Source organism: Agromyces neolithicus, assembly GCF_039529735.1.
Classification (GTDB): domain Bacteria; phylum Actinomycetota; class Actinomycetes; order Actinomycetales; family Microbacteriaceae; genus Agromyces; species Agromyces neolithicus.
In genome coordinates this window covers 313,625-333,663 of the sequence record NZ_BAAANJ010000001.1, presented here as the reverse complement: position 1 = coordinate 333,663, position 20,039 = coordinate 313,625, and the positions used below count along the sequence as shown (strand labels likewise).

The 20,039-nt window shown below is 69.7% G+C and carries 22 protein-coding genes and 1 pseudogene; 18 read left to right on the top strand and 5 right to left on the bottom strand.

What is annotated here, in order from left to right; genetic code table 11:
* The first annotated feature begins 18 nt into the window (after positions 1 to 18).
* From ABD164_RS01610 to pdxY, 3 genes and pseudogenes are all read left to right on the top strand, one after another.
* Positions 19 to 270 (top strand): type II toxin-antitoxin system Phd/YefM family antitoxin, encoded by a 252-nt coding sequence (locus ABD164_RS01610; protein ID WP_344292729.1) that lies wholly within the window; start codon positions 19 to 21, stop codon positions 268 to 270.
* On the top strand, positions 255 to 662 hold the full coding sequence (locus ABD164_RS01605) for a PIN domain-containing protein (protein ID WP_344292727.1): 408 nt from the start codon (positions 255 to 257) through the stop codon (positions 660 to 662). Before ABD164_RS01610 ends, ABD164_RS01605 begins: the two co-directional genes overlap by 16 nt.
* Positions 663 to 688: 26 nt before the next feature.
* Positions 689 to 1,538 (top strand): annotated as a pseudogene (gene pdxY / locus ABD164_RS01600) (pyridoxal kinase PdxY).
* Positions 1,539 to 1,654: 116 nt separating this feature from the next.
* On the opposite strand, the gene ABD164_RS01595 reads toward pdxY, so the two are convergent.
* Positions 1,655 to 2,161, bottom strand: coding sequence for a MarR family winged helix-turn-helix transcriptional regulator (locus tag ABD164_RS01595; RefSeq protein WP_344292725.1), 507 nt, complete (start codon positions 2,159 to 2,161; stop codon positions 1,655 to 1,657).
* A gap of 143 nt (positions 2,162 to 2,304) precedes the next feature.
* Between ABD164_RS01595 and ABD164_RS01590 the strand changes: the two genes are divergently transcribed.
* Positions 2,305 to 3,690 (top strand): MFS transporter, encoded by a 1,386-nt coding sequence (locus tag ABD164_RS01590; protein WP_344292723.1) that lies wholly within the window; start codon positions 2,305 to 2,307, stop codon positions 3,688 to 3,690.
* Positions 3,691 to 3,747: 57 nt separating this feature from the next.
* Here the strand turns inward: ABD164_RS01590 and ABD164_RS01585 are convergent, their stop codons facing one another.
* The gene (locus ABD164_RS01585; RefSeq protein ID WP_344292721.1) at positions 3,748 to 4,302 is read right to left on the bottom strand and encodes a hypothetical protein; all 555 of its coding nucleotides are present in this window, start codon (positions 4,300 to 4,302) and stop codon (positions 3,748 to 3,750) included.
* A 284-nt stretch (positions 4,303 to 4,586) separates the two neighbouring features.
* Between ABD164_RS01585 and dnaK the strand changes: the two genes are divergently transcribed.
* The 5 genes from dnaK to ABD164_RS01560 all read left to right on the top strand — a co-directional run bounded on the left by dnaK (position 4,587) and on the right by ABD164_RS01560 (position 10,363).
* Positions 4,587 to 6,467 (top strand): molecular chaperone DnaK, encoded by a 1,881-nt coding sequence (dnaK, locus tag ABD164_RS01580; protein WP_344292719.1) that lies wholly within the window; start codon positions 4,587 to 4,589, stop codon positions 6,465 to 6,467.
* Complete coding sequence (locus ABD164_RS01575; protein ID WP_344292717.1) at positions 6,464 to 7,153, top strand: nucleotide exchange factor GrpE; 690 nt, start codon at positions 6,464 to 6,466, stop codon at positions 7,151 to 7,153. The genes dnaK and ABD164_RS01575 overlap by 4 nt, the downstream gene beginning before the upstream one ends.
* Positions 7,154 to 7,275: 122 nt before the next feature.
* Positions 7,276 to 8,268, top strand: a complete 993-nt coding sequence (locus tag ABD164_RS01570; RefSeq protein ID WP_344292715.1) for a DnaJ C-terminal domain-containing protein — start codon at positions 7,276 to 7,278, stop codon at positions 8,266 to 8,268.
* A 9-nt stretch (positions 8,269 to 8,277) separates the two neighbouring features.
* Positions 8,278 to 8,691 (top strand): heat shock protein transcriptional repressor HspR, encoded by a 414-nt coding sequence (locus ABD164_RS01565; RefSeq protein ID WP_231045547.1) that lies wholly within the window; start codon positions 8,278 to 8,280, stop codon positions 8,689 to 8,691.
* A 214-nt stretch (positions 8,692 to 8,905) separates the two neighbouring features.
* The gene (locus ABD164_RS01560) at positions 8,906 to 10,363 is read left to right on the top strand and encodes an HNH endonuclease signature motif containing protein (protein WP_344292712.1); all 1,458 of its coding nucleotides are present in this window, start codon (positions 8,906 to 8,908) and stop codon (positions 10,361 to 10,363) included.
* A gap of 65 nt (positions 10,364 to 10,428) precedes the next feature.
* On the opposite strand, the gene ABD164_RS01555 is transcribed toward ABD164_RS01560, so the two are convergent.
* Together ABD164_RS01555 and ABD164_RS01550 are read right to left on the bottom strand one after the other, a co-directional pair.
* A complete protein-coding gene (locus ABD164_RS01555) occupies positions 10,429 to 11,157 on the bottom strand; it encodes a DUF4232 domain-containing protein (RefSeq protein ID WP_344292710.1) in 729 nt (242 codons plus the stop codon).
* Positions 11,158 to 11,280: 123 nt separating this feature from the next.
* Positions 11,281 to 11,958, bottom strand: a complete 678-nt coding sequence (locus tag ABD164_RS01550) for a hypothetical protein (RefSeq protein ID WP_344292708.1) — start codon at positions 11,956 to 11,958, stop codon at positions 11,281 to 11,283.
* Between the two features lie 201 nt (positions 11,959 to 12,159).
* On the opposite strand from ABD164_RS01550, the gene ABD164_RS01545 reads away from it, so the two are divergent.
* From ABD164_RS01545 to ABD164_RS01530, 4 genes are all read left to right on the top strand, one after another.
* A complete protein-coding gene (locus tag ABD164_RS01545) occupies positions 12,160 to 13,359 on the top strand; it encodes a class I SAM-dependent methyltransferase (RefSeq protein WP_344292706.1) in 1,200 nt (399 codons plus the stop codon).
* Between the two features lie 45 nt (positions 13,360 to 13,404).
* Positions 13,405 to 13,698 carry an ATP-dependent Clp protease adapter ClpS gene (clpS, locus tag ABD164_RS01540; protein WP_425545879.1) on the top strand — a complete coding sequence of 98 codons (294 nt, stop codon included), beginning with the start codon at positions 13,405 to 13,407 and terminating at the stop codon, positions 13,696 to 13,698.
* Positions 13,695 to 14,189 carry a DUF2017 family protein gene (locus ABD164_RS01535; RefSeq protein WP_344292704.1) on the top strand — a complete coding sequence of 165 codons (495 nt, stop codon included), beginning with the start codon at positions 13,695 to 13,697 and terminating at the stop codon, positions 14,187 to 14,189. Before clpS ends, ABD164_RS01535 begins: the two co-directional genes overlap by 4 nt.
* Before the next feature lie 139 nt (positions 14,190 to 14,328).
* Positions 14,329 to 15,477 (top strand): DUF998 domain-containing protein, encoded by a 1,149-nt coding sequence (locus tag ABD164_RS01530; RefSeq protein ID WP_344292702.1) that lies wholly within the window; start codon positions 14,329 to 14,331, stop codon positions 15,475 to 15,477.
* Between the two features lie 68 nt (positions 15,478 to 15,545).
* Here ABD164_RS01530 and ABD164_RS01525 read toward each other — a convergent pair whose 3' ends face one another.
* Positions 15,546 to 15,944, bottom strand: a complete 399-nt coding sequence (locus ABD164_RS01525; protein ID WP_344292700.1) for an SHOCT domain-containing protein — start codon at positions 15,942 to 15,944, stop codon at positions 15,546 to 15,548.
* Between the two features lie 197 nt (positions 15,945 to 16,141).
* Between ABD164_RS01525 and ABD164_RS01520 the strand changes: the two genes are divergently transcribed.
* From ABD164_RS01520 to ABD164_RS01500, 5 genes are read left to right on the top strand one after another with little or no spacing between them, the layout of a single operon-like run.
* Positions 16,142 to 17,440 (top strand): ion channel protein, encoded by a 1,299-nt coding sequence (locus ABD164_RS01520; RefSeq protein ID WP_344292698.1) that lies wholly within the window; start codon positions 16,142 to 16,144, stop codon positions 17,438 to 17,440.
* Between the two features lie 7 nt (positions 17,441 to 17,447).
* Positions 17,448 to 18,119 carry a GAP family protein gene (locus tag ABD164_RS01515; protein WP_344292696.1) on the top strand — a complete coding sequence of 224 codons (672 nt, stop codon included), beginning with the start codon at positions 17,448 to 17,450 and terminating at the stop codon, positions 18,117 to 18,119.
* Complete coding sequence (locus ABD164_RS01510) at positions 18,119 to 19,207, top strand: AI-2E family transporter (RefSeq protein ID WP_344292695.1); 1,089 nt, start codon at positions 18,119 to 18,121, stop codon at positions 19,205 to 19,207. The genes ABD164_RS01515 and ABD164_RS01510 overlap by 1 nt, the downstream gene beginning before the upstream one ends.
* 31 nt (positions 19,208 to 19,238) lie before the next feature.
* Positions 19,239 to 19,667 (top strand): DUF6325 family protein, encoded by a 429-nt coding sequence (locus tag ABD164_RS01505; protein WP_344292692.1) that lies wholly within the window; start codon positions 19,239 to 19,241, stop codon positions 19,665 to 19,667.
* A 4-nt stretch (positions 19,668 to 19,671) separates the two neighbouring features.
* On the top strand, positions 19,672 to 20,037 hold the full coding sequence (locus tag ABD164_RS01500) for an SHOCT domain-containing protein (protein WP_344292690.1): 366 nt from the start codon (positions 19,672 to 19,674) through the stop codon (positions 20,035 to 20,037).
* Positions 20,038 to 20,039 lie beyond the last annotated feature (2 nt).

Here is a 20,039-nt window from a genome sequence, read left to right as displayed (position 1 = left end):
ATCTGATAATCTGATTCCATGCGAACCATGACCGCGACCGAGGCGAGCCGGGCGTTCGCCGCGCTGCTCGACGGCGCCGAGCGCGGCGAGACGGTCATCATCACACGCGGCGGGCGGCGCATCGCCGAGATCGGTCCTGCGGCGGCCGGCAACGGGCGCGCCTTCGCCGACCTCATCGTTCCGGGCATCGTCGATGTCGAGTTCGGTGACGACGTGCGGGCGGCTCGATCGGCCGTCGAACTCGGTGGGCCGGCATGGCCCGCCGTCTGATCGTCGACACCGGCGTGCTCGTCGCCTCCGAGCGCGAGCGCAGGGCGGTCGGCACCGACATCCGCCCTGACGACGACCTCGTGATCGCCGCGGCGACCGTCGCCGAGTTGCGCACCGGCATCGAGCTCGCGAGCGACGCGCTGCGCGCGGCACGCGCCGAGTTCCTCGTCGGCGTGCTCGAGACACTGCCCGTGGTGCCGTACGACATCCCGGTGGCCGAGGCGCACGGGCGCCTGCTCGCTCACGTGCACCGTGAAGGTCGGCCGCGCGGCGCGCACGACCTCATCATCGCCGCGACCGCGGTCGCAACCGACCGCACCGTGCTCACGACCGACCGTGCCGCACGGTTCGACGAACTCCCGGGAGTGCGTGCGCATCTCATCAGCGTGTGAGCCGCCGCGCATGCGAGGATTCCGGGGTGAAGGTCCTCAGCATCCAGTCGTCGGTCGCCTACGGCCACGTCGGCAACTCGGCCGCCGTGTTCCCCCTGCAGCGCCTCGGCGTCGAGGTGTGGCCCGTGTTCACCGTGCACTTCTCGAACCACACGGGCTACGGCGCGTGGCGGGGCCCGATGTTCTCGGCCGACGACGTGCGCGAGGTCATCACCGGCATCGACGAGCGCGGAGTGCTCGGCGAGGTCGACGCCGTGCTCTCGGGCTACCAGGGCGGCGAGCAGATCGGCGGCGTCATCCTCGATGCGGTCGCGCGGGTGAAGGCCGCGAACCCTGCGGCAACCTACACGTGCGATCCGGTGATGGGCAATGCGAAATCCGGATGCTTCGTGCACGAGGCCATTCCGCCGTTGCTGCGCGAGCGCGTGGTTCCGGCGGCCGACCTGATCACGCCGAACCAGTTCGAGCTCGGCTTTCTCACCGGCACCGAACCGCACCCTCGACGAGACCCTCGCCTCGGTCGACCTCGCGCGGGCGATGGGCCCGTCGACCGTGCTCGTCACGAGCGTCGAGCGGCCCGACGCCCCGGCCGACACGATCGAGATGCTCGCCGTCGACGACGAGGGCGCGTGGATCGTGCAGACCCCGCGGTTGCCGATCAAGGCCAACGGTTCGGGCGACGTGACGGCGGCGCTCTTCACGGCGCACCGCCACCTCACGGGCTCGAGCGAAGGCGCGCTCGCCCGCACCGCGAGCAGCGTCTTCGACCTGCTCGCGAACACGCTCGAGTCGGGCGATCGCGAGCTCGCCCTCGTCTCGTCGCAGCAGGCGTTCGCGCACCCCCGGATGCAGTTCGAGGTCACGCGCGTGCGCTGATCGCCGCCCAACCTCTGCGCCATTTCGCCGCCCTCCGCGCCATCCGAACTGGCGCAGTTGCCGCCCAAGTGGCGCAGTGCCGTGATGGACGCGGCGGTCGCCGCAGCGAGCGGAGCTCAGGCGTCGATGTCGTCGAGGCGGGCGATGACGACCTCGAGCAGGCGCGCGAGTTCGCCGCGCTCGGCGTCGCTCAGGTCTTGCAGCACATCGGACTCGACGACGTCTGAGCCGCGGATCGCCACGCTGAACAGCTGCCACCCCGCGTCGGTGAGACTCACGAAGATGCGGGTGCGGTTCTCGGCGTCGGGGGAGCGTTCGACGAGCCCTCGTTCGGCGAGCTTGTCGAGCCGATGCGTCATCGACGACGGGGCGACGTTCGTGAGCTCAGCGAGCTGGGTGGGCGTGAGCGACTCGCCGGCCTTCGCGAGCGAGGTGACGACGGCCCACTCGCCGGCGGTCAACTCGAGGTCGACGAGCTGGCGCGCGTACCACTGGTCGAGCTTCTTCGTGAGGCCCTGCACGGCCGTGATCACCCGCTGCACCGACTCTTCGCCGCCGGCCTTGACGTAGGTCGCGACGGCGCGCCGATGGAGCTCCTGCGCGCTCGGGGTGCGTTCAGCCATATGGGAATTGTCGCACGCATCTTTCGGTTGCTAATATTTCGATATCGAATACTTCGCATTCGAAGGGTAGCGGATGCCTCGCGGCCGGCTTCGGCCGCGAGGCATCCCTCTGCTCGTCGAGACCTCGGGAGGAGGACACAATCATGCGTGCACGACTGCTCATCCTGGCCAGTGCCATCGGTTCGCTCGGGTGGGGGGCGGTGCTGCCCTACCAGTACGCCTACGCCGCCGACACCCGCGACTGGGGCGCCCTCGTCGCCGCGGGCGCGTCGTCGCTGTTCTCGATCGGGGCCCTCGTCGCCGCGCCGCTCGCCGGTCGCCTCGCCGACCGCTTCGACCCCGTGCACGTGGCGGTCATCGCCCAGCTGCTGGGTGCGGCCGGCGTCGCCTCGCTCGTGTTCGCCGACGTTCCGGGGCTGTTCCTCGCCGGCATGCTCGTGTTCGGACTCGGCCTCTCGGCCGCGGTGCCCGCCAAGCAGGTGCTCGCGCTCAATTGGTCGTCGAGCGACGACCGTCGCAAGGTGTTCGCCTACAAGTTCACGGGCGAGGCTCTCGGCATGGCGGCGGGTGCGTTCCTCGCGGGGCTCGTCGTCGACCTCGACCGCGCCGACGGGCTCGACATCGGCTTCGTCATGGCCGCCGGCGGGTTCGTGCTGTCGTCGGCGATCATCGCGCTCGCCGGGCGGTTGCGGCTTCCGGCGCGCGTCGCCCCGGCCGACGTCTCGGGCGGCCGGGCCATGTCGACCGCGACCGGCGCGTTCGGTGCCGTCGACGCCGCGACCGGGGCGATCGCCGTGGTCGACCTCGACGGCGATGGGCGCCCCGACGGAGCTGCAGGCTCGCGCGGCGCGCTTCGGGTGATCTTCGCCCAGCCTGCCATGCGCTGGACGGTCGTCGTCACGATCGCCCTCGCGCTCGGCTTCTACGCCCAGTTCGAGTCGGGCCTGCCGGCGTACGGCATCACCGTGCTCGACGTCGACCCAGCCGCCATCGGCATCGCTGCGGCGATCAACTGCGTCGTCATCGTGGCGCTGCAGGTCATCGTCGTGAAGCTCACCGCGAAGCGCAGCGCCCCGGCCCTGCTCATGGCGGTCGGCTCGATCTGGGTGGTGTCCTGGCTCATCCTCTCGGCGGCGCAGTTCTCACCGGGCATCGCCACGGCGCTGTTCGTCATGACCTACGGCATCTTCGCCGTCGGCGAGACGATCTACAGCCCGGTGCTGAACCCGCTGACGGCGCAGCTCGCGCCCAAGGGCATGGTCGGGCAGACCCTCGGCACGATCGCCGCGCTACAGACCGCATTCTCGGCGGCCGGCCCCCTCGTCGCGGGGGTGCTGCTCGGCGCCGGCCTCACCGACGTGTTCCTCGGCATGCACGTCGCGGTGAGCGTCATCGCCGTGTTCGCGGCCTGGCGCATCAAGCGGGCGCTCGCCGCATCGGGCTCGCCCGCGAGGGCGGACGCAGTGGAACCGACACCGGCGCCGCGCGTCCGCGAGGAGCCGCCGACGGCCTCGGTGCCGATCACCTGAGCGAGCGAGGGCCGCTGGGTGAGGCGGGGCGAGGCTGAACGCCCCGCCCCGCGCTCGTCATTGCAGGTCGGCGACCGACTCGAGCAGGTCTGCGTAACTCACGAAGATGGTGACGCCATCGGCGTGGTACATCGACGGCTGGTAGTTCGCGTCGTAGTCGGCAGGTGCGAGCAGGGTGCCGGCCAGAGGGTCGTCGGAGACGGTCCAACCGGCGGCCGTCAACTCGGCGCTTCGGGCGGCCCAGGCGGTGTCGTCTTCAGGAAGCCGGGCGAACCAGACCGCGACGTCGCTGGTCGGCTTCGACCACTGGCAGGTGAGGGCGCCGTCGGCGGCGAGGTCGGTGAAGGCGGGCCCGAGGTCGAAGGTGCTGTCGGTGTTGAGCGTCAATCCGTCTTCAGCGAACGACGCGTACTCGGTGTCGGTGAACACCTCGTCGCACGTCGGGTCGTCAGCGGTCGACTCCTCCGTCGGCTCGGCACCGGTGTCGGAGGTCGCGGTCGGCGCGGCCGACGGCTCCGTCGTCTGGGCTGGCACGGCGGCGGTGCAGCCGCTGAGGAACAGGATGGCTAGGGTGCTTGCGGCGATGGCGCCGAACAAGGGACGTTTGGTCATTCTCCGCACACTACCGCCTGAGAACGGGCGGCTTATCGGGGTTGTCCCCGATGTGCTCCGCCCCGGAATACTGGGCGCATGCTGTGAGTTGAGCCAAGTGCACTCAAGTTTCGCCCGCTCAACTTGACACGAAAAGTCGGCACTGCGAAGCTTGAGTCGGCGAGGCTCAAGTCTCGTCACCCCGTACTTCGGTTGCGGGCCAGAACGGCCGAACCGGTATCCCGGCAATGGTCTCGATACGCGCTGCGCGCTACTCGACCGGCGAGGGGAAGAAGGAGAAACACATGTCACGTGCAGTAGGAATCGACCTCGGCACGACCAACTCGGTCGTCTCGGTCCTCGAGGGCGGCGAGCCCACCGTCATCGCCAACGCCGAGGGCTTTCGCACGACCCCGTCGGTCGTCGCGTTCACGAAAGACGGCGAGGTGCTCGTCGGCGAGACCGCGAAGCGTCAGGCCGTCACCAACGTCGACCGCACCATCGCGTCGGTCAAGCGCCACATGGGCACCGACTGGAAGTCGCCTGAGGTCGACGGCAAGCAGTACACGCCGCAAGAGATCTCGGCGCGCATCCTGCAGAAGCTGAAGCGCGACGCCGAGCAGTACCTCGGCGATACCGTCACCGACGCGGTCATCACCGTTCCCGCGTACTTCAACGACGCCGAGCGCCAGGCCACCAAAGAGGCGGGTGAGATCGCGGGCCTCAACGTGCTGCGCATCATCAACGAGCCCACGGCGGCCGCGCTCGCGTACGGCCTTGACAAGGGCAAGGAAGACGAGCTCATCCTGGTCTTCGACCTCGGTGGCGGCACGTTCGACGTCTCGCTGCTCGAGGTGGGCAAAGACGACGACTTCTCGACCATCCAGGTGCGCGCCACCTCGGGCGACAACCGCCTCGGCGGCGACGACTGGGACCAGCGCGTCGTCGACTGGCTCATCAAGCGCTTCAAGAACTCGACGGGCGTCGACGTCTCGAACGACAAGATCGCCCTGCAGCGCCTCAAGGAGGCCGCCGAGCAGGCGAAGAAGGAGCTCTCGTCGGGTCTGAAGGCCTCGATCCAGCTGCCCTACCTCTCGCTCACCGAGAACGGCCCGGCCAACCTCGACGAGACGCTCACGCGCGCAGAGTTCGAGAACATGACGAGCGACCTGCTCGACCGCACGAAGAAGCCCTTCGAAGACGTCATCCGCGAGGCGGGCATCAAGCTGTCGGATGTCGCGCACGTCGTGCTCGTCGGCGGCTCGACCCGCATGCCCTCCGTCAGCGACCTCGTGAAGCAAGAGACGGGGCAGGAGCCCAACAAGGGCGTCAACCCCGACGAGGTCGTCGCCGTCGGCGCAGCCCTGCAGGCCGGCGTGCTCAAGGGCGAGCGCAAGGACGTGCTGCTCATCGACGTGACCCCCCTCAGCCTCGGCATCGAGACCAAGGGCGGCATCATGACGAAGCTCATCGAGCGCAACACGGCGATCCCCACCAAGCGCAGCGAGACCTTCACGACCGCCGACGACAACCAGCCGTCGGTCGCCATCCAGGTCTTCCAGGGCGAGCGCGAGTTCACGCGCGACAACAAGCCGCTCGGCACGTTCGAGCTCACCGGCATCGCGCCGGCTCCCCGCGGCATCCCCCAGATCGAGGTCACGTTCGACATCGACGCCAACGGCATCGTGCACGTGTCGGCGAAAGACAAGGGCACCGGCAAAGAGCAGCGCATGACGATCTCGGGCGGCTCGTCGCTGCCCAAGGACGACATCGAGCGCATGGTGCGCGAGGCCGAAGAGCACGCAGCCGAAGACAAGGCGCGCCGTGAGTCGGCCGAGACGCGCAACCAGGCCGAGCAGCTCGCCTACTCGATCGAGAAGCTCATCAAGGACAACGACGACAAGCTGCCTGCCGACGTCAAGTCCGAGGTGCAGGGCGACGTCGACGCGCTCAAGTCGGCGCTCGCCGGCGACGACGACGCGGCCGTGAAGACCGCGTTCGAGAAGCTCACGCAGTCGCAGGGCAAGCTCGGCGAGGCGATCTACGCCCAGTCGCAGCAGGCCGACGCCGCTGCCGCCGGTGGCGAAGACGCTTCGGCGTCGGGCCCCGCCGCAGATGACTCGTCCGATGAGGACGTGGTCGACGCCGAAGTGGTCGACGACGAGGACGAGAAGAAGACGTCATGACCGACGAGCAGAACCAGAACCACGAGGAGCCGGTGATCCGCGACAAACGCCGCATCGACCCCGAGACCGGCGAGGTTCGGCACGCCCACGCCTCCGATGCCGACGGGGCGCCCGCCGAGGGCGCCCCCGAGGCGGCCGGTGCCGAGGCGGGTGCCGGTTCCGACACCGACGCAGCGGGCGAAGCCGGTGCCGAGGCATCCGACCTCGCCGAAGACGAGTACGAGCTCACGGTCGACGACATCCTGAACGCGGCCAACGCCGAGGTGCAGGAGCCGAGCGACGAGCACCTCGCCGACCTCAAGCGGGTCACCGCCGAGTATGCGAACTACCGCAAGCGCACCGAGGCCAACCGCGAGCTCGAGCGCGAGCGTGCGGTCGGTGCCGCCGTCGCGGTGCTGCTGCCCGTGCTCGACGACCTCGACCGGGCTGAGAAGCACGGCGACCTCGAGGGCGACACGCCCTTCGCGACGATCGCGGCGAAGCTTCGCGCTCAGGTCGAGAAGCTCGGGCTCACCTCGTTCGGCGAGGTCGGCGAGCCGTTCGACCCGCAGCATCACGAGGCGATCTTCCAGCAGCAGAGCGACGAGGTCGAGGTCGACACGGTCGCCGACGTCGTCGAGACCGGCTACAACCTGGGCAGCGTGCAGCTGCGCCCGGCGAAGGTCGTCGTCAAGACGCCGCAGTAGCCCATCGTCGGTCGAGTAGGCGCGCCAGCGCCGTATCGAGACCACCCAGAAGTCTCGATACGGCCTCCGGCCTACTCGACCGACGATCCCGCTTCAGACAGACTCAGACAGAGGAGGTGCCGGTGGCCAGTCAGGATTGGTTCGACAAGGACTTCTACCAGGTGCTCGGCGTCTCCAAAGACGCGAGCGACGCCGACATCAAGAAGGCGTACCGCAAGCTCGCGCGCAAGTTCCACCCCGACCAGAACCCGGGCGACTCAGCCGCAGAGGCGAAGTTCAAGGACATCAGCGAGGCGAACTCGGTGCTCTCCGACGCCGAGCAGCGCAAAGAGTACGACGCGATCCGCGCCATGGGATCGGGTGCCCGATTCACCGCGCCCGGCGGCGGCGGTGCCGGTGGCGGCTTCGAAGACGTCTTCGGCGGCATGTTCGGCCAGGGCGGCGGGCGTCAGTCGTACACGTTCCAGCAGGGCGGCGGCGAGTACGACGATCTACTCGGCGGCCTCTTCGGCGGTGGCCGGTTCGGCCAGCCCAGCGGCGGCTACCGAGGGTTCGGCGGTCCCTCGCGCGGCCGCGACGTCACGGCGACGACCACGCTCGACTTCATCACCGCGACCAAGGGCGAGCAGATCACGCTGCAGACGGCCGAGGGCAAGCCGATCACCGTGCGCATTCCCGCGGGCGTGGCCGACGGCCAGAAGATCCGGCTGCGTGGCAAAGGGCATCCCTCGCCCGACGGCGGCGAGTCCGGCGACATCATCCTCACCGTCAATGTGCGCAAGCACCCCGTGTTCGAGCGCGACGGGCTCAACCTGCGTGTCACCGTTCCGGTCACGTTCGCCGAGGCGGCGCTCGGCGCGACCATCCAGGTGCCCACCCTCGGCGGCGATCCCGTGAAGCTGCGGGTCGCGCCCGGCACGCCCAGCGGTCGCGTGCTGCGGGTCAAGGGCCGCGGCGTCGTGACGTCGAAGGGCACGGGCGACCTGCTCGCGGTCGTGCAGATCGCCGTACCGTCGCACCTGTCGGGCGACGCCGAAGAGAAGCTCAAGGCGTTCGCGGCCGAGCTGCCCGACGAGAACCCGCGCGACGACCTCATCGCCAAGGCGCGAGGCTAGGCGATGGACATGAACGAGATGAGCCCGCTGTTCGTCATCTCGGTCGCCGCCGAACTCGCCGGCATGCACCCGCAGACGCTGCGCCAGTACGACCGCATGGGCCTCGTGTCGCCGACTCGTACGGCCGGTAAGTCGCGCCGGTACTCGATGCGCGATGTGGCGCAGCTGCGCGAGATCGCCCAGCTCTCGAGCGAGGGCGTGAGCCTCGAGGGCATCCGCCGGGTGCTCGGCCTCGAAGACGAGGTGGCGACGCTGCGGGCGAGAGTGCGCGAACTCGAGGCGGCGCTCGCCGACGAGATGCTCAACCGGCCCGGTCGGCGCGTGTTCGCGGCCGGGTCTGCCGGCGAGGTCGTCACATTGCGTGCCGGCACCCGCGTGCGTCGCGAGAACGCCGTCGTCGTCTGGCGGCCGCTCGAGCGCTGATCGAGGGTCGCTCCGACCCTGCGACCTCACGCTCACCCTCGGCTCCCGCTATTCGCCGCCGAGCGTGCATTCGATGCCCGCTGGGGGGCGTTGAGTGCACGTTCGGCCGCGTCCGATTCCCGCTGTCGCGATCGACCGTGCATGGTGGGTTTGCAGTGCTGACCGGATGTTTCGTGCGCGGTCCGATGTCGGTGGGTCACGGCAGAATCGGGGTATGGCCAGCCTCCACGAGACCTTCGAGCAACTCCGCTCGCAGGTCGCGGGTGTGCTCTCGTTCGACGATGCAACGCCGCTCGGCGACGACGATCTGCTGCTGGCGATGGGCGCGCTCGAAGGGCTCGGCAGGGTCGTCGACGGCTATCGGGTCGTGCTCGCGGGCGAGGTCGCCGAGCGCAGCTCGCTCGAGTCGGGTCGCGAGCGTCGCTTGTCGGTCATGAAAGGGTGCAGGTCGGCGTCAGAGCTCATCGAGCGGGTCACCCAGGCTTCGGGTGCAGAGGCGCGCCGTCGGGTTTCGCTCGGCGAGGCGACGCGTGCGCGCGCGCCGTTGACCGGTGAGCCCCTGTGCGCCGAGTTCCCCCGTGTCGCCGAAGCGCTCGCGGCCGGCGAACTGGGTGTCGATGCGGCCGGTGTGATCGTGCATGCGCTGAGCCGGGCACGCCACGTGGCCGATCCCGCGAAATTCGACACGGCCGAGCGCGGGCTGGTTGCGCAGGCCGTGGGCGCCGACGAGGCAGCTCCGGTGCGGTGCAGCTCCGATGAGGTCGCCGTGCAGGCGCGAGCATGGGCGCTCTTCCTCGACCAAGACGGGCCAGAGCCCGACGACGAGCGAGCGATGCGCAGGCGGGGCCTGCGACTCGGGCAAGCACGTGACGGGCTGATCCCGGTGCAGGGCGCACTGATGCCCGAGGTGGCCGCGAAACTGACGCGGCTGTTCGACGCGCACCTCTCGCCGCGCAGCGGCGACGTGTTCGGCGCCGGCGACGACCTCGCCGAGCACGCAGTGCCCGCCGAGACGCGCACGAGCGGTCAGCAGCGTCACGACGTGCTCGCGGCGATCATCGACACTGCCGCGCGGTCGGGTGAGCACCCGAGCATCGGCGGCGCGGCTCCGACCGTGCTCGTCAGCGTGCGAGAGTCCGATCTGGTGGCCGGTCGCGGCGTGGGCCACGCCGACGGCGTCGAGGTGCCGGTCGCGCTGCGTGCGGTACAGCACATGATCTGCACCGGCGGCACCCAGCGGGTCGTGTTCGACGATCGCGGACGAATCATCGAGCTCGGCTCGCCTGAGCGGTGCTTCACGCCGCACCAGCGACGCGCGATCACGCTGCGCGATGGTGGATGCCTCATCCCAGGCTGCACGGTGCCTGCAGCCTGGTGTGAAATCCATCATGTGATCCCCGACGTCGACGGCGGGCCGACCCATCCCGACAACGGAGTGCTCGTCTGCTGGTTCCACCACCGCACGATCGACACGTCGGGTTGGGGCATCCGAATGCGGCACGGCGTGCCCGAGGTGCGCCCGCCGAAGTGGCTCGATCCCAGCGGCACCTGGCGGCGCCCCACGACGTCACCGACCCGAATCGCCGATCGCATCGACCGTCGCGAGCGCAGCAGACGACGGTCGAGTCGACCCGCAGGGCGCAGCGATCCTCCCGAACGCCGAACTGGTTGAGGTGTCGCGATGCGAGCGTGCGATCACGGCAGCCGAAAGGGCGCGCAGTCGGCGCGCAGAGGGCGTCAGCCCGCGACGAGCGACCCGATTCCGAGCGTCGCCGTGCGGTCGGAGCACACGGGAATCGCCTGTGTCACCGCGATGCCCGGTCCGGCGCCGTCAGACGTGATGTAGGCGCGCAGCGTCGCCGATGTCGTCGCCGGGCAGTCGAACACGCCCGGGTTGTTGCCGTGCAGGTTCGCCGTGGCGACGCCCCCGCCGGCCGACAGCACGACGGTCTGGGATGTCGCACCCTCGGCGCGTGCCGGGGCCCCGAGTTGCACACCGTCGGCATTCTGGGCGATCAGCCCGGGCCACCCGTCGAACGAGCAGTCGGTCGCCGACACGTTCGTGAAGACAAGATCCCCGTAGAAGCTGCCCGCACCGGAATCCTGCGGTCGGGCCTGATAGGTCAGAACCAGTTGCTCGTCGACGCAGTGCGGTGCCGTCACCGGTGCCGTCACCGGTGCCGTCACCGGTGCCGTCACTGGAGCAGCACCGCTCGACCCGCTCGCCGTACCCGTCGGCGGCTCGACGATCTCACCGAGCCGAAGGTTCGTCGACTCCGCGTCTGAGTTCGAGGCTCCCTGAGCAGTGCTGCCGGGCGTCGGCGTCGGCGGCGTCGTCGCCGTGCGCGTGTGCGTCGTCGGGGTGGGCGTCGCGTCGCGACTCGCGAGGGCAGCGGGCGCGCAGCCGGCGAGGGCGATGGCGCAGACCACCGCCACGATCAGTGCGCCGTGTTCGGCCTTGCTCATGGCGAGCCTCTCTCCTCCATGCGCCATGCACGGTTCGACACATGTTAGCGAGGCGGGTCGGCCCCGTCACGAGGGTCTGCCCTGATCTGTCGAACACCACTGGGCCGACAACGCGGCGGTGTCTCACCAGGCCGAGGCGGGCGCATCGACCACGGGAACCGGCGAGGTCGACCAGTGCGCGCCGTTGCCGTAGTGGCTCGTCGCCCATGGCGACTGCCAGATCGCGGCCGCGGTCGTCGCGGCGGGTGCGCTGGCGTCGAGCCCGGCCTCGATCGCGTCGTAGAACGACAGGCGCCGCAGGCTGTCGGCCGCGTACTCGGCGCCGACCTGCAGGGTGGCATAGCTGCCGAGCCCCGAGCCGCCTCCCGACCCGTTGCCGTTGTTGAGCGGGTTGTTGCGGTTCCACCAGTTGTCGGGGCCGTTCTCCTCGCGCATCCACTGCGTGATGACCACCACGTTCTCGTCGGTGACGGGGAATCCGCCGAAGACGAGCACGAGCTTCGCCCAGTCGTGGTTCGTGCCGCCGGCGACGAGCGTCTGCGGCCCCGTGGCGGCGGTATACGACTCGTGCGAGATGGCGGGGGCAGCGACATCCGCTGCGACTTCGACCCGTTGCGTGTCACCGGCGTGCGGCGAATCCGCCGACGCCGCGTACGCCGGCTCCCCGGCGTCAGGACGCGTGAGCGGTGCCAGCGCGAGCGTGGCGATCAGGCCCAGCACGGCCGTGACCGAGAGCACGCCGGCGAAGCGGCGAACGAATCGCTCGCCGCTTCTCGCTCCCCCGTGCCGTGCGTGCCGCATGCGGCACCGAGGGTAGCAAAGTCGCATGGGCGCCGCACCCAGGTTTCGCGGGTCGCGCCTGTCGCGCCTGTCGCGCCGAACGTAGGAACTTCTGACACCGGTGCGGGGTGTTGCGCGGCGACACGCCGCGACTGCGAAGGTTCTTCCTGCAGAGCCCGGCGTCCGCACCCGGTACGCGCCCCCCGCGCGTACGCTTGGCGAATGCCCTTCGACTTCGGTGCGTTGCGCCGCTCCCCCGACGTCGAGGGGCCGGGTCTCGAAGCATCGGATGCCGCTGACCGGCTGATTCTCGACGAAGCGGCCGCACTCATCGCGGCGGCCGGGCCGGGCGAGGTCGTCGTCATCGACGATGCCTATGGCGCGATCGCGCTGGGGGCGGCCTCGCTCGGTGCAGCGCATGCGGGGGCACGCGACATCCGGGTGCACCAGGATCTCGTGACCGGCGAGCGCGCGCTCGCCGAGAACGCCTCGCGCATGCACTTCGGCGGCACGGTGCGGTCGATGCCGCTCGTGCCCGGGCTGGTTGCGGGCGCTCGGCTCGTGCTGATGCGCCTGCCGCGCTCGCTCGACCGGCTCGACGAGGTGGCCGCGCTCGTCTCCGCGCACGCGCACCCCGAGGTCGTGCTCGTCGCGGGCGGGCGCATCAAGCACATGTCGCTCGCGATGAACGACGTGCTGCGCCTTCACTTCGAGAGGCTCGACGTGTCGCATGCGCGGCAGAAGTCGCGGGTGCTGACGGCGCAAGGTCTCGAGACGCGTCCTCCTTCGTCGGGCGCTCCTCGACCAGCAGTGTGGGGTCCTCCTTCGTCGGGCGCTCCTCGACCAGCAGGTCCGTGGCCGCGGCGCGAGCGGCACGACGACCTCGGCCTCACTGTCGTCGCCCACGGCGGCGTCTTCGCCGGCACGGGCGTCGACATCGGCACGCGGTTCCTGCTGGCCCACCTCGCCGACGCGGTTCCAGATGCCGCGACGGCCGTCGACCTCGCCTGCGGCTCCGGCGTCGTGGCGACGTGGCTCGCGCGCGAGCGCGCCGGGCTGCGGGTCACCGCGACCGATCGCTCGGCCTCGGCAGCGGCATCCGCTCGACTGACAGCCGACGCGAACGGCGTCGCCGACCGCGTGCGCGTGGCACAGGCCGACGGGCTCGAGCTGCTCACCGACGCCAGCGAGCGGCTGGTGGTGCTGAATCCGCCGTTCCATTCCGACGCCGCGCTGCACACCGGCATCGCCGCGCACCTGTTCGCCGATGCATCCCGGGTGCTCGCGCCGGGCGGCGAGCTGTGGTGCGTGTGGAACTCGCATCTGCGCTACCGACCGCTGCTCGAACGCACGATCGGGCCGACCCGGCAGATCGCGCGCAACGCGAAGTTCACCGTGACCGCCTCGACGAAAGCGGCGTGACGGTTCGAGGTTCCGTCGCGCGCGAGGTCGTGTCAGGCTTGGAGCGTGAGCACGTCGACCCTCGAGCAGCACGACACCGAACTCCGCGACCGTGTCGCGGCCGACGTGCCGTGGCAGGCGATCGTGTGGGACGACCCGGTGAACCTCATGACCTACGTGACCTACGTGTTCCGCAGCTACTTCGGGTTTCCGCGCGACAAGGCCGAGCGTCTCATGATGCAGGTGCACACCGAGGGTCGGGCTGTCGTCGCCAGCGGCAGACGCGAGCAGATGGAACACCATGTGCAGGCCATGCACGGCTACGGTCTGCAGGCCACCGTCGCGAGGGCCGAGACGTGATCGTCGCCGGACTCGGCGGGGGCGAGGGCATCCGCATCGTGCTCGAGACCGAAGAGGCGATGCTGCTCTCAGAACTCGCCGACCAGGTCGACTCGGTACTGCTGCTCGGCGAGGCCGACGACCCCGCGCTCGGCCGGCTGCTGCCGAACGCCTACCCCGAAGACCTCGAGGCGTCAGAGGAGTTCACCCGCTACACCCGCGAGAGCCTCGTCGACGGCAAGCGTCAGGCCGCGCAATCGGTGCGCGACGCGACCGCGGTCGAGCATCCCGACGAGGGCGTCGTTCAGATCGAGCTCGATCAGGCGCAGGCGTGGGGGTGGCTGACATTCCTCACCGACCTGCGACTCATCCTCGCCGAGCGGGTCGGCCTCGACGACGACGAGGCCGACGCCGACGTCGAGACCCGCGACGACTACCTGCGTGCCGCCTACGAGTGGGCCGGGTTCGTGCAGGGGTCGATGCTCGAGGTGCTCGACCCGATCAAGCCCTGAGCGCGACGGTTCGTGAGGCGTCGAAGCGGCGATCGGATGCCCCGTCCGCGCGCCGCGCCCGCGTGCGCGCACCCGGTGCTGGCATGCTGATGCCGAACACCGACGCCGGCGCCGGCGCCGCACGACGACAGGAGAGCCAGTGAGTCGAACCGCCACCGCACCTGCGACGGACGCCGCAGCGTCGGTCGCCCGCGAGCCATCGTCGATCCTGCGGGTGCTTCGCAATCCGGCCGCCACGGCCGAGTCGCTGGAGTCCGCCGCACTCGTCCTCGGCGCAGCCGTGTTCGTCGTCGGCGGGGTGGTCGCGTGGATCTCGTTCCTCGGTCGTGACCTGCCGATCGCGGGGGAGGGGTCGCTCGGCCAGTACGTGGCCATCGGCGCGGTCGTCGTGACCTTCGTCGCGTTCGTCATCGGGCGCATCGCGCTGCGCCGTCGCGCGCACGAGCGGGAGGCATCGCCTGAGGCGCTCCCAGGCCTCGAGTCGCCGGGCGTGAGGGTGCACTGGTTCGACCTCACGGCCATCGCCGTCGCCCACGCGGTCATCGCGCTGCTCGGCTGGATCGGCCTCTCGGACCTGCTCGAGCAGAGCTTCCAGGGCGCCGTGGTGTTCACCCTGCCGGGCGCGGTGCTCGCGGGCGTCGGCTTCGCCGTCACCGCGTACGCGGTGTTCCTGTCGTCGGCCCACCTCACTCCGATGCTGCTCTCGTTCGTGCTCGCGCTGTTCCTCGTCGTCGGCGCGCTCGCGAGCATGCTGAGTGCGAGCGACCCGCAGTGGTGGCAGGAGAACCTGAGCGCGCTCGGCATGACCGACGACATCTCGGCGCTCGCCTTCAACCTCACCCTGATCATCGCCGGCGCCATCGTGACGACCATCGCCCGTTACGCGACCGCGTCGGTGCCGGTCACCACCGCGGCCGAGGTGAGGGGCCGCAATGTCGTGCGCGTCGGCCTCATCCTCATCGGGATCTTCCTCGCCTGCGTCGGCGTCTTCCCGGTCGATCGGTTCTTCCTCGTGCACAACACCGTCGCGACCGGCATGGCCGTGGTCTTCGCCGTCGTTGTCATCGGCCTGCGCTGGTTCATCCCGTCGATGCCGCGCGTCTTCATCCTGCTCGGATACGTCTACGTTGGCGTCATCGTGATGCTCGGCGTGTTCTTCGCGACGGGCTACTACAACCTGACCGCCGTCGAACTCGTCGCGGGAGTGCTGATCTTCAGCTGGATCATCGTGTTCCTGCGAAGCTCGGGCGCGATGCACGCACCGCGACCTGACGTCGTCGCGCCCTGAGTGCGCCACGACCTGAACGAAACGAGGGGCGGATGTCGCGACATCCGCCCCTCGTTTCTCGTGCCTGACTACGCGCTGTGCGAGAGCGCCTTCGCCTTGAGCTGGTCGTACTCGGCCTGGCTGATGGTGCCCGAGTCGAGCAGCGCCTTGGCCTTCGCGATCTCGTCGGAGGGGCTCGATGCCCCCGCGGTCTGACGGATGTACTCGTCGGTGGCCGCCTGGTACTGCTTCGCCTCTTTCTGCGAACGCTCGGCCATGCCGTTGCCGCGCGCGATCAGGTACACCAGTGCCGTCAGGAACGGCACGAAGATCAGGAAGAGGATCCACACCGCCTTCCACCAGCCGTTGAGCTTGTGGTCGCGGAACAGGTCGCCGATGATCGCGAACAACGCGAACAGGTAGGCGATGAAGACGAACGCCCAGAGGAACCACCAGATCAGGTCCCAGAAGTTGTTCCAGAAGGTCATGTGGAGCCTTTCGCTGTGTGAGCGCTCCCCCATAGAGCGCCGCTGAGGTGAACCTATCGCGCGGCATGCGGGGACGTCCACATTCACACGCCGCGCCAGCGCTACTCTCGACGCGGGCGGGCGCATTCGGCAGAGTGGCTGCACGCCCTCGTGTTCGACGGCGCATCCGCCCACGAACTCGGCAGACGGGACCTGAGATGACGCTCGCGATACCACCGAGAGATGCGGATGTCACACCGCGCCGCCTGATTCTGCTGTCGGTGCCTGCACTGCTCATCGGCGTGGTGGCGGCGCTCGTGCTCTGGGCGCTGAGCGCCCTGTCGGAGGCGTTCTCGTCGGTGCTCTACGACCTGCTCCCCGATGCGCTCGGGGTCGATTCGGCGGGGTGGTGGACCGTGCTGGTGCTCACGGTCACCGGTCTCGCCGTGGGGTTCGTGCTCGTGATCGCACCGGGCCACGGGGGGCCCGACTCGGCGACGACCGAGTTCGCCGAACCGCCCCAGCCGCTGCGCAACCTGCCCGGCCTCGCTATCGTGACCCTGCTCTCGCTCGCAGGTGGCGTCAGCCTCGGGCCCGAGAACCCGATCATCGCGATCAACGTCGCCCTGGTCGTCGCCGCCATCGCCCGGTTCATGCCGGGGGTGCCGCCGCAGCTGTCGGCCGCGCTCGCCGTGGCCGCGACCATCGGAGCGCTCTTCGACACGCCGGTCGCCGCGGCGCTGCTGTTCACCGGCATCGTCGCGGCGCTGAAGACGGGCGGGGCGCTCTGGGACCGCCTCTTCCTTCCGCTGGTCGCGGCGGGCACGGGCGCCGTCACGATGCACCTGCTGGGAGCGCAATCATTCGCGTTCGGCCTGCCCGCGTACGAAGGGCCGCGACCCATCGACCTGTTGACGGGTGTGATCGTCGCGGTCGGCGCGACGGTCATCGCGCTGGCGATGCTCGCGGCGTTCCCCCTCGTCTACCGCGCGATGCACGCGCTGAAGAACCGGGTGCTCATCGCGACCGCGGGCGGCCTGCTGCTCGGCCTGCTCGGATGGCTCGGCGGGCCGATCACGATGTTCAAGGGGCTCGACCAGACCGGCGAGTTGATCGCGAACGTGGATGAATACGACCCTGCGCAACTCGCCGCGCTCGCCGGAATCAAGATCGTCGCCCTGCTCATCGCCGCGAGTTCGCTGTTCCGCGGCGGCCGCGTCTTCCCTTCGGTGTTCATCGGCGTCGCACTCGGGCTGCTCGGCGCCGCGCTCATCCCCGGAATGCCGGTTGCGCTCGCCGTCGCCGCCGCGGTGCTCGGGGTCGTGCTCGTCGTCACCCGCGACGGCTGGATGGCGATCTTCGTCGCCGTGGCCGTCGCCGGCGATGTCGCGGTGCTGCCGGTGCTCTGCGCGATCGTTCTGCCCGCCTGGCTGCTCGTGACCGGCGCGCCAGAGTTCCGCATCGCGCCACCGGCGCCGAAGATCGAATCGAACGCGGTACACACCGCAGAGAGCTGAGGCACACATGGGTTCAGTCATCGGGGACGTCCTCCCCCTCGCGCTCGGCATCGCGATCAGCCCGATCCCGATCATCGCCGCGATCCTGATGCTGCTCTCGCCGAAGGCGAAGGGCACGAGCCTGGGCTTCCTGCTCGGCTGGGTGCTCGGCATCGTCGTCGCGGTCGTCGTGTTCACGCTGCTCGGGTCGATCATCCCCGAGCAGGATCCCGACGCGTCGAAGCCGATCGCCGGGGTGATCAAGATCCTGCTCGGCGCAGGGCTGCTGTTCCTCGCCCTGCGGCAGTGGCGCAGTCGTCCGGGGCCCGGTGAGACTGCGGCGCTGCCGAAGTGGATGGCCGCGATCGACACCATGACCGCCGGTAAGGGACTCGTGCTCGGCTTCCTGCTCTCGGCGGTGAACCCGAAGAACCTGCTCATGGCAGCGGGCGCCGGAGTCGTCATCGGCACGTCCGGCCTCACGGGTGGCGAGATCACCCTCGCGATCGTCGTCTTCGTGATCATCGCGGCGTGCTCGGTGGCGGTGCCCGTGATCGCCTACCTGGTCGCGTCGAAGCGCATGGCCGGCCCCCTCGAGTCGCTTCGGGGCTGGCTCGTGCACAACAACGCGACGGTCATGGCGGTGCTGCTGCTCGTGATCGGCGTCGTACTGGTCGGCAAGGGCATCGGCAGCTTCTGATGACGGATGCCGCGGGCTCGGGTTCGAGGGCACCGCTCGGCCACGGCACGCGAGTGCTGCTGACGCTCGCGGCCGCGGTCGTCGTCTTCGTCGGCATCTGGCTCGCTCGCGACATCGTCGCACCCGCCGCGCTCGCCGCCGTGGTGGTGATCATCGCGAACCCCGTTCGCCGGCCGCTCGAGAACCGGGGATGGCCGAAGTGGCTCGCGACGACCGCGGTCATCGCGGTGGCCTACCTCATTCTGCTGGCGGTCGCGGCGCTCGTCGTCGTGGCGTTCGCGCAGTTCATCGCGATGCTGCCCGATTACGCCGACGAGCTACAGGCCACCGCACGCAGCGTGGCCGCCTGGATCGAGTCACTCGGGCTCAGCCAGGCGACGGCCGACGCCACGAGCGCCGCCCTCGACCCGGCGACGATCGTGCCGATCGTGACCGCGCTCGGTGAATCGGTGCTCGGCATCGCGACCGCGTTCTTCTTCGTGCTCGCCTACGCGATCTTCATGGCGGCCGACGCCGCACGCGTGGCGCGCTCGGGCCTGATGTTCGGCTCGGCGGCGGCCGACGCGATCGGCCTGCGCTACTTCAGCGGGGTTCGCCGGTACTACGTCGTGAACGCCACGTTCGGCGCCATCGTCGCGGTGATCGACGGTCTGCTGCTGTGGGCGCTCGGTGTGCCCGTGCCCGTCGTCTGGGCCATTCTGGCGTTCGTGACGAACTTCGTGCCGAACATCGGGTTCGTGCTCGGGCTCATTCCGCCCGCAGTGCTCGCCCTCGTGGTCGGGGGCTGGCAGCTCGCCCTGGTCGTCGTGCTCGCGTACAGCGTCATCAACGTCGTGCTGCAGGTGCTGGTGCAGCCGAAGTTCGTGAGCGACGCGGTGTCGCTCAGCCTCACGATCACGTTCGTGTCGGTCGTCTTCTGGACGCTCGTGATCGGGCCCGTGGGCGCGATCCTCTCGATCCCGCTGACCCTGCTCGTGCGGGCGCTCGTGCTCGAGCCGGATGACCGGGCGGTGACCCTTCGTCGACTATCCGGCGAATCCCCTGAATCACGCGAATCGCGTGTAGCGCCGCCACTCGCTCGGGGATAGTCTGCAGACACACACGTGAAGGGGAACCACGATGGCGGAATTCGAGTACGGTCCGGTCGATCTCTATCTCGTCGGATTCGAGGGCGATCGCCCCGACGAGGGTACGCTCGAGGCGATCAGGGAGCTCGTCGCAGGCGGTGAGATCAGGCTGCTCGACTTCCTCGTGGTGTCGAGAGAGTCAGACGGCTCGCTGCAGGTCTCGGAGTTCGAGGAGATCGCCGACGACTACGGGTTCGGGGTCACCGAGCTCGAGACCATCGGTCTCGTGGGCGATGAAGACGTCGAGGAGTTCGCCGAACAGATCCCGCTCGGAACGTCGGCGGCGCTGCTCGCGATCGAGCTCGTCTGGGCCAAGAGGCTCGCCTCCCGATTCGCCCAGTCGGGCGGCGTCGTGCTGTCGGCCGAGCGCATTCCCGCCACGGTCGTGAACGCCGTGCTCGAAGAAGCTGAAGAGGAGTAGGAACATGCCGTTCAGAAGAATGGGACGCCCCGGGCTGGTCGGCATGGCCGCCCGCACCGCCGTCGTCGCGGGAACCGCCACCGCGGTCAGCGGCGGCATGCAGCGCCGCCAGCAAGACAAGGCCAACCAGCAGTACGAGGCCCAGCAGTTCGAGGCGCAGCAACAGCAGGCGCAGATCGACGCGGCTGCCCAGCAGGCGGTGGCGCAGCAGCAGGCGGCAGCCGCCGCCGCTGCAGCTCCGGCCCCCGCAGCAGCACCCGCCGCCGGCGTCGACGTCGTCGCCGAGCTGCAGAAGCTCGCCGCCCTCAAAGAGCAGGGCATTCTCGACGACGCCGAGTTCGCGGCGGCGAAGGCGAAGCTGCTCGGCTGACG

Excerpts from the sequence above, each read along its gene's own strand:
- ABD164_RS01610 (WP_344292729.1), top strand. The coding sequence starts at position 19 with ATGCGAACCATGACCGCGACCGAGGCGAGCCGGGCGTTCGCCGCGCTG.
- ABD164_RS01605 (WP_344292727.1), top strand. The coding sequence starts at position 255 with ATGGCCCGCCGTCTGATCGTCGACACCGGCGTGCTCGTCGCCTCCGAG.
- ABD164_RS01595 (WP_344292725.1), bottom strand. The coding sequence starts at position 2,161 with ATGGCTGAACGCACCCCGAGCGCGCAGGAGCTCCATCGGCGCGCCGTC.
- ABD164_RS01590 (WP_344292723.1), top strand. The coding sequence starts at position 2,305 with ATGCGTGCACGACTGCTCATCCTGGCCAGTGCCATCGGTTCGCTCGGG.
- ABD164_RS01585 (WP_344292721.1), bottom strand. The coding sequence starts at position 4,302 with ATGACCAAACGTCCCTTGTTCGGCGCCATCGCCGCAAGCACCCTAGCC.
- dnaK (WP_344292719.1), top strand. The coding sequence starts at position 4,587 with ATGTCACGTGCAGTAGGAATCGACCTCGGCACGACCAACTCGGTCGTC.
- ABD164_RS01575 (WP_344292717.1), top strand. The coding sequence starts at position 6,464 with ATGACCGACGAGCAGAACCAGAACCACGAGGAGCCGGTGATCCGCGAC.
- ABD164_RS01565 (WP_231045547.1), top strand. The coding sequence starts at position 8,278 with ATGAACGAGATGAGCCCGCTGTTCGTCATCTCGGTCGCCGCCGAACTC.
- ABD164_RS01560 (WP_344292712.1), top strand. The coding sequence starts at position 8,906 with ATGGCCAGCCTCCACGAGACCTTCGAGCAACTCCGCTCGCAGGTCGCG.
- ABD164_RS01555 (WP_344292710.1), bottom strand. The coding sequence starts at position 11,157 with ATGAGCAAGGCCGAACACGGCGCACTGATCGTGGCGGTGGTCTGCGCC.
- ABD164_RS01550 (WP_344292708.1), bottom strand. The coding sequence starts at position 11,958 with ATGCGGCACGCACGGCACGGGGGAGCGAGAAGCGGCGAGCGATTCGTT.
- ABD164_RS01545 (WP_344292706.1), top strand. The coding sequence starts at position 12,160 with ATGCCCTTCGACTTCGGTGCGTTGCGCCGCTCCCCCGACGTCGAGGGG.
- ABD164_RS01525 (WP_344292700.1), bottom strand. The coding sequence starts at position 15,944 with ATGACCTTCTGGAACAACTTCTGGGACCTGATCTGGTGGTTCCTCTGG.
- ABD164_RS01520 (WP_344292698.1), top strand. The coding sequence starts at position 16,142 with ATGACGCTCGCGATACCACCGAGAGATGCGGATGTCACACCGCGCCGC.
- ABD164_RS01515 (WP_344292696.1), top strand. The coding sequence starts at position 17,448 with ATGGGTTCAGTCATCGGGGACGTCCTCCCCCTCGCGCTCGGCATCGCG.
- ABD164_RS01510 (WP_344292695.1), top strand. The coding sequence starts at position 18,119 with ATGACGGATGCCGCGGGCTCGGGTTCGAGGGCACCGCTCGGCCACGGC.
- ABD164_RS01505 (WP_344292692.1), top strand. The coding sequence starts at position 19,239 with ATGGCGGAATTCGAGTACGGTCCGGTCGATCTCTATCTCGTCGGATTC.
- ABD164_RS01500 (WP_344292690.1), top strand. The coding sequence starts at position 19,672 with ATGCCGTTCAGAAGAATGGGACGCCCCGGGCTGGTCGGCATGGCCGCC.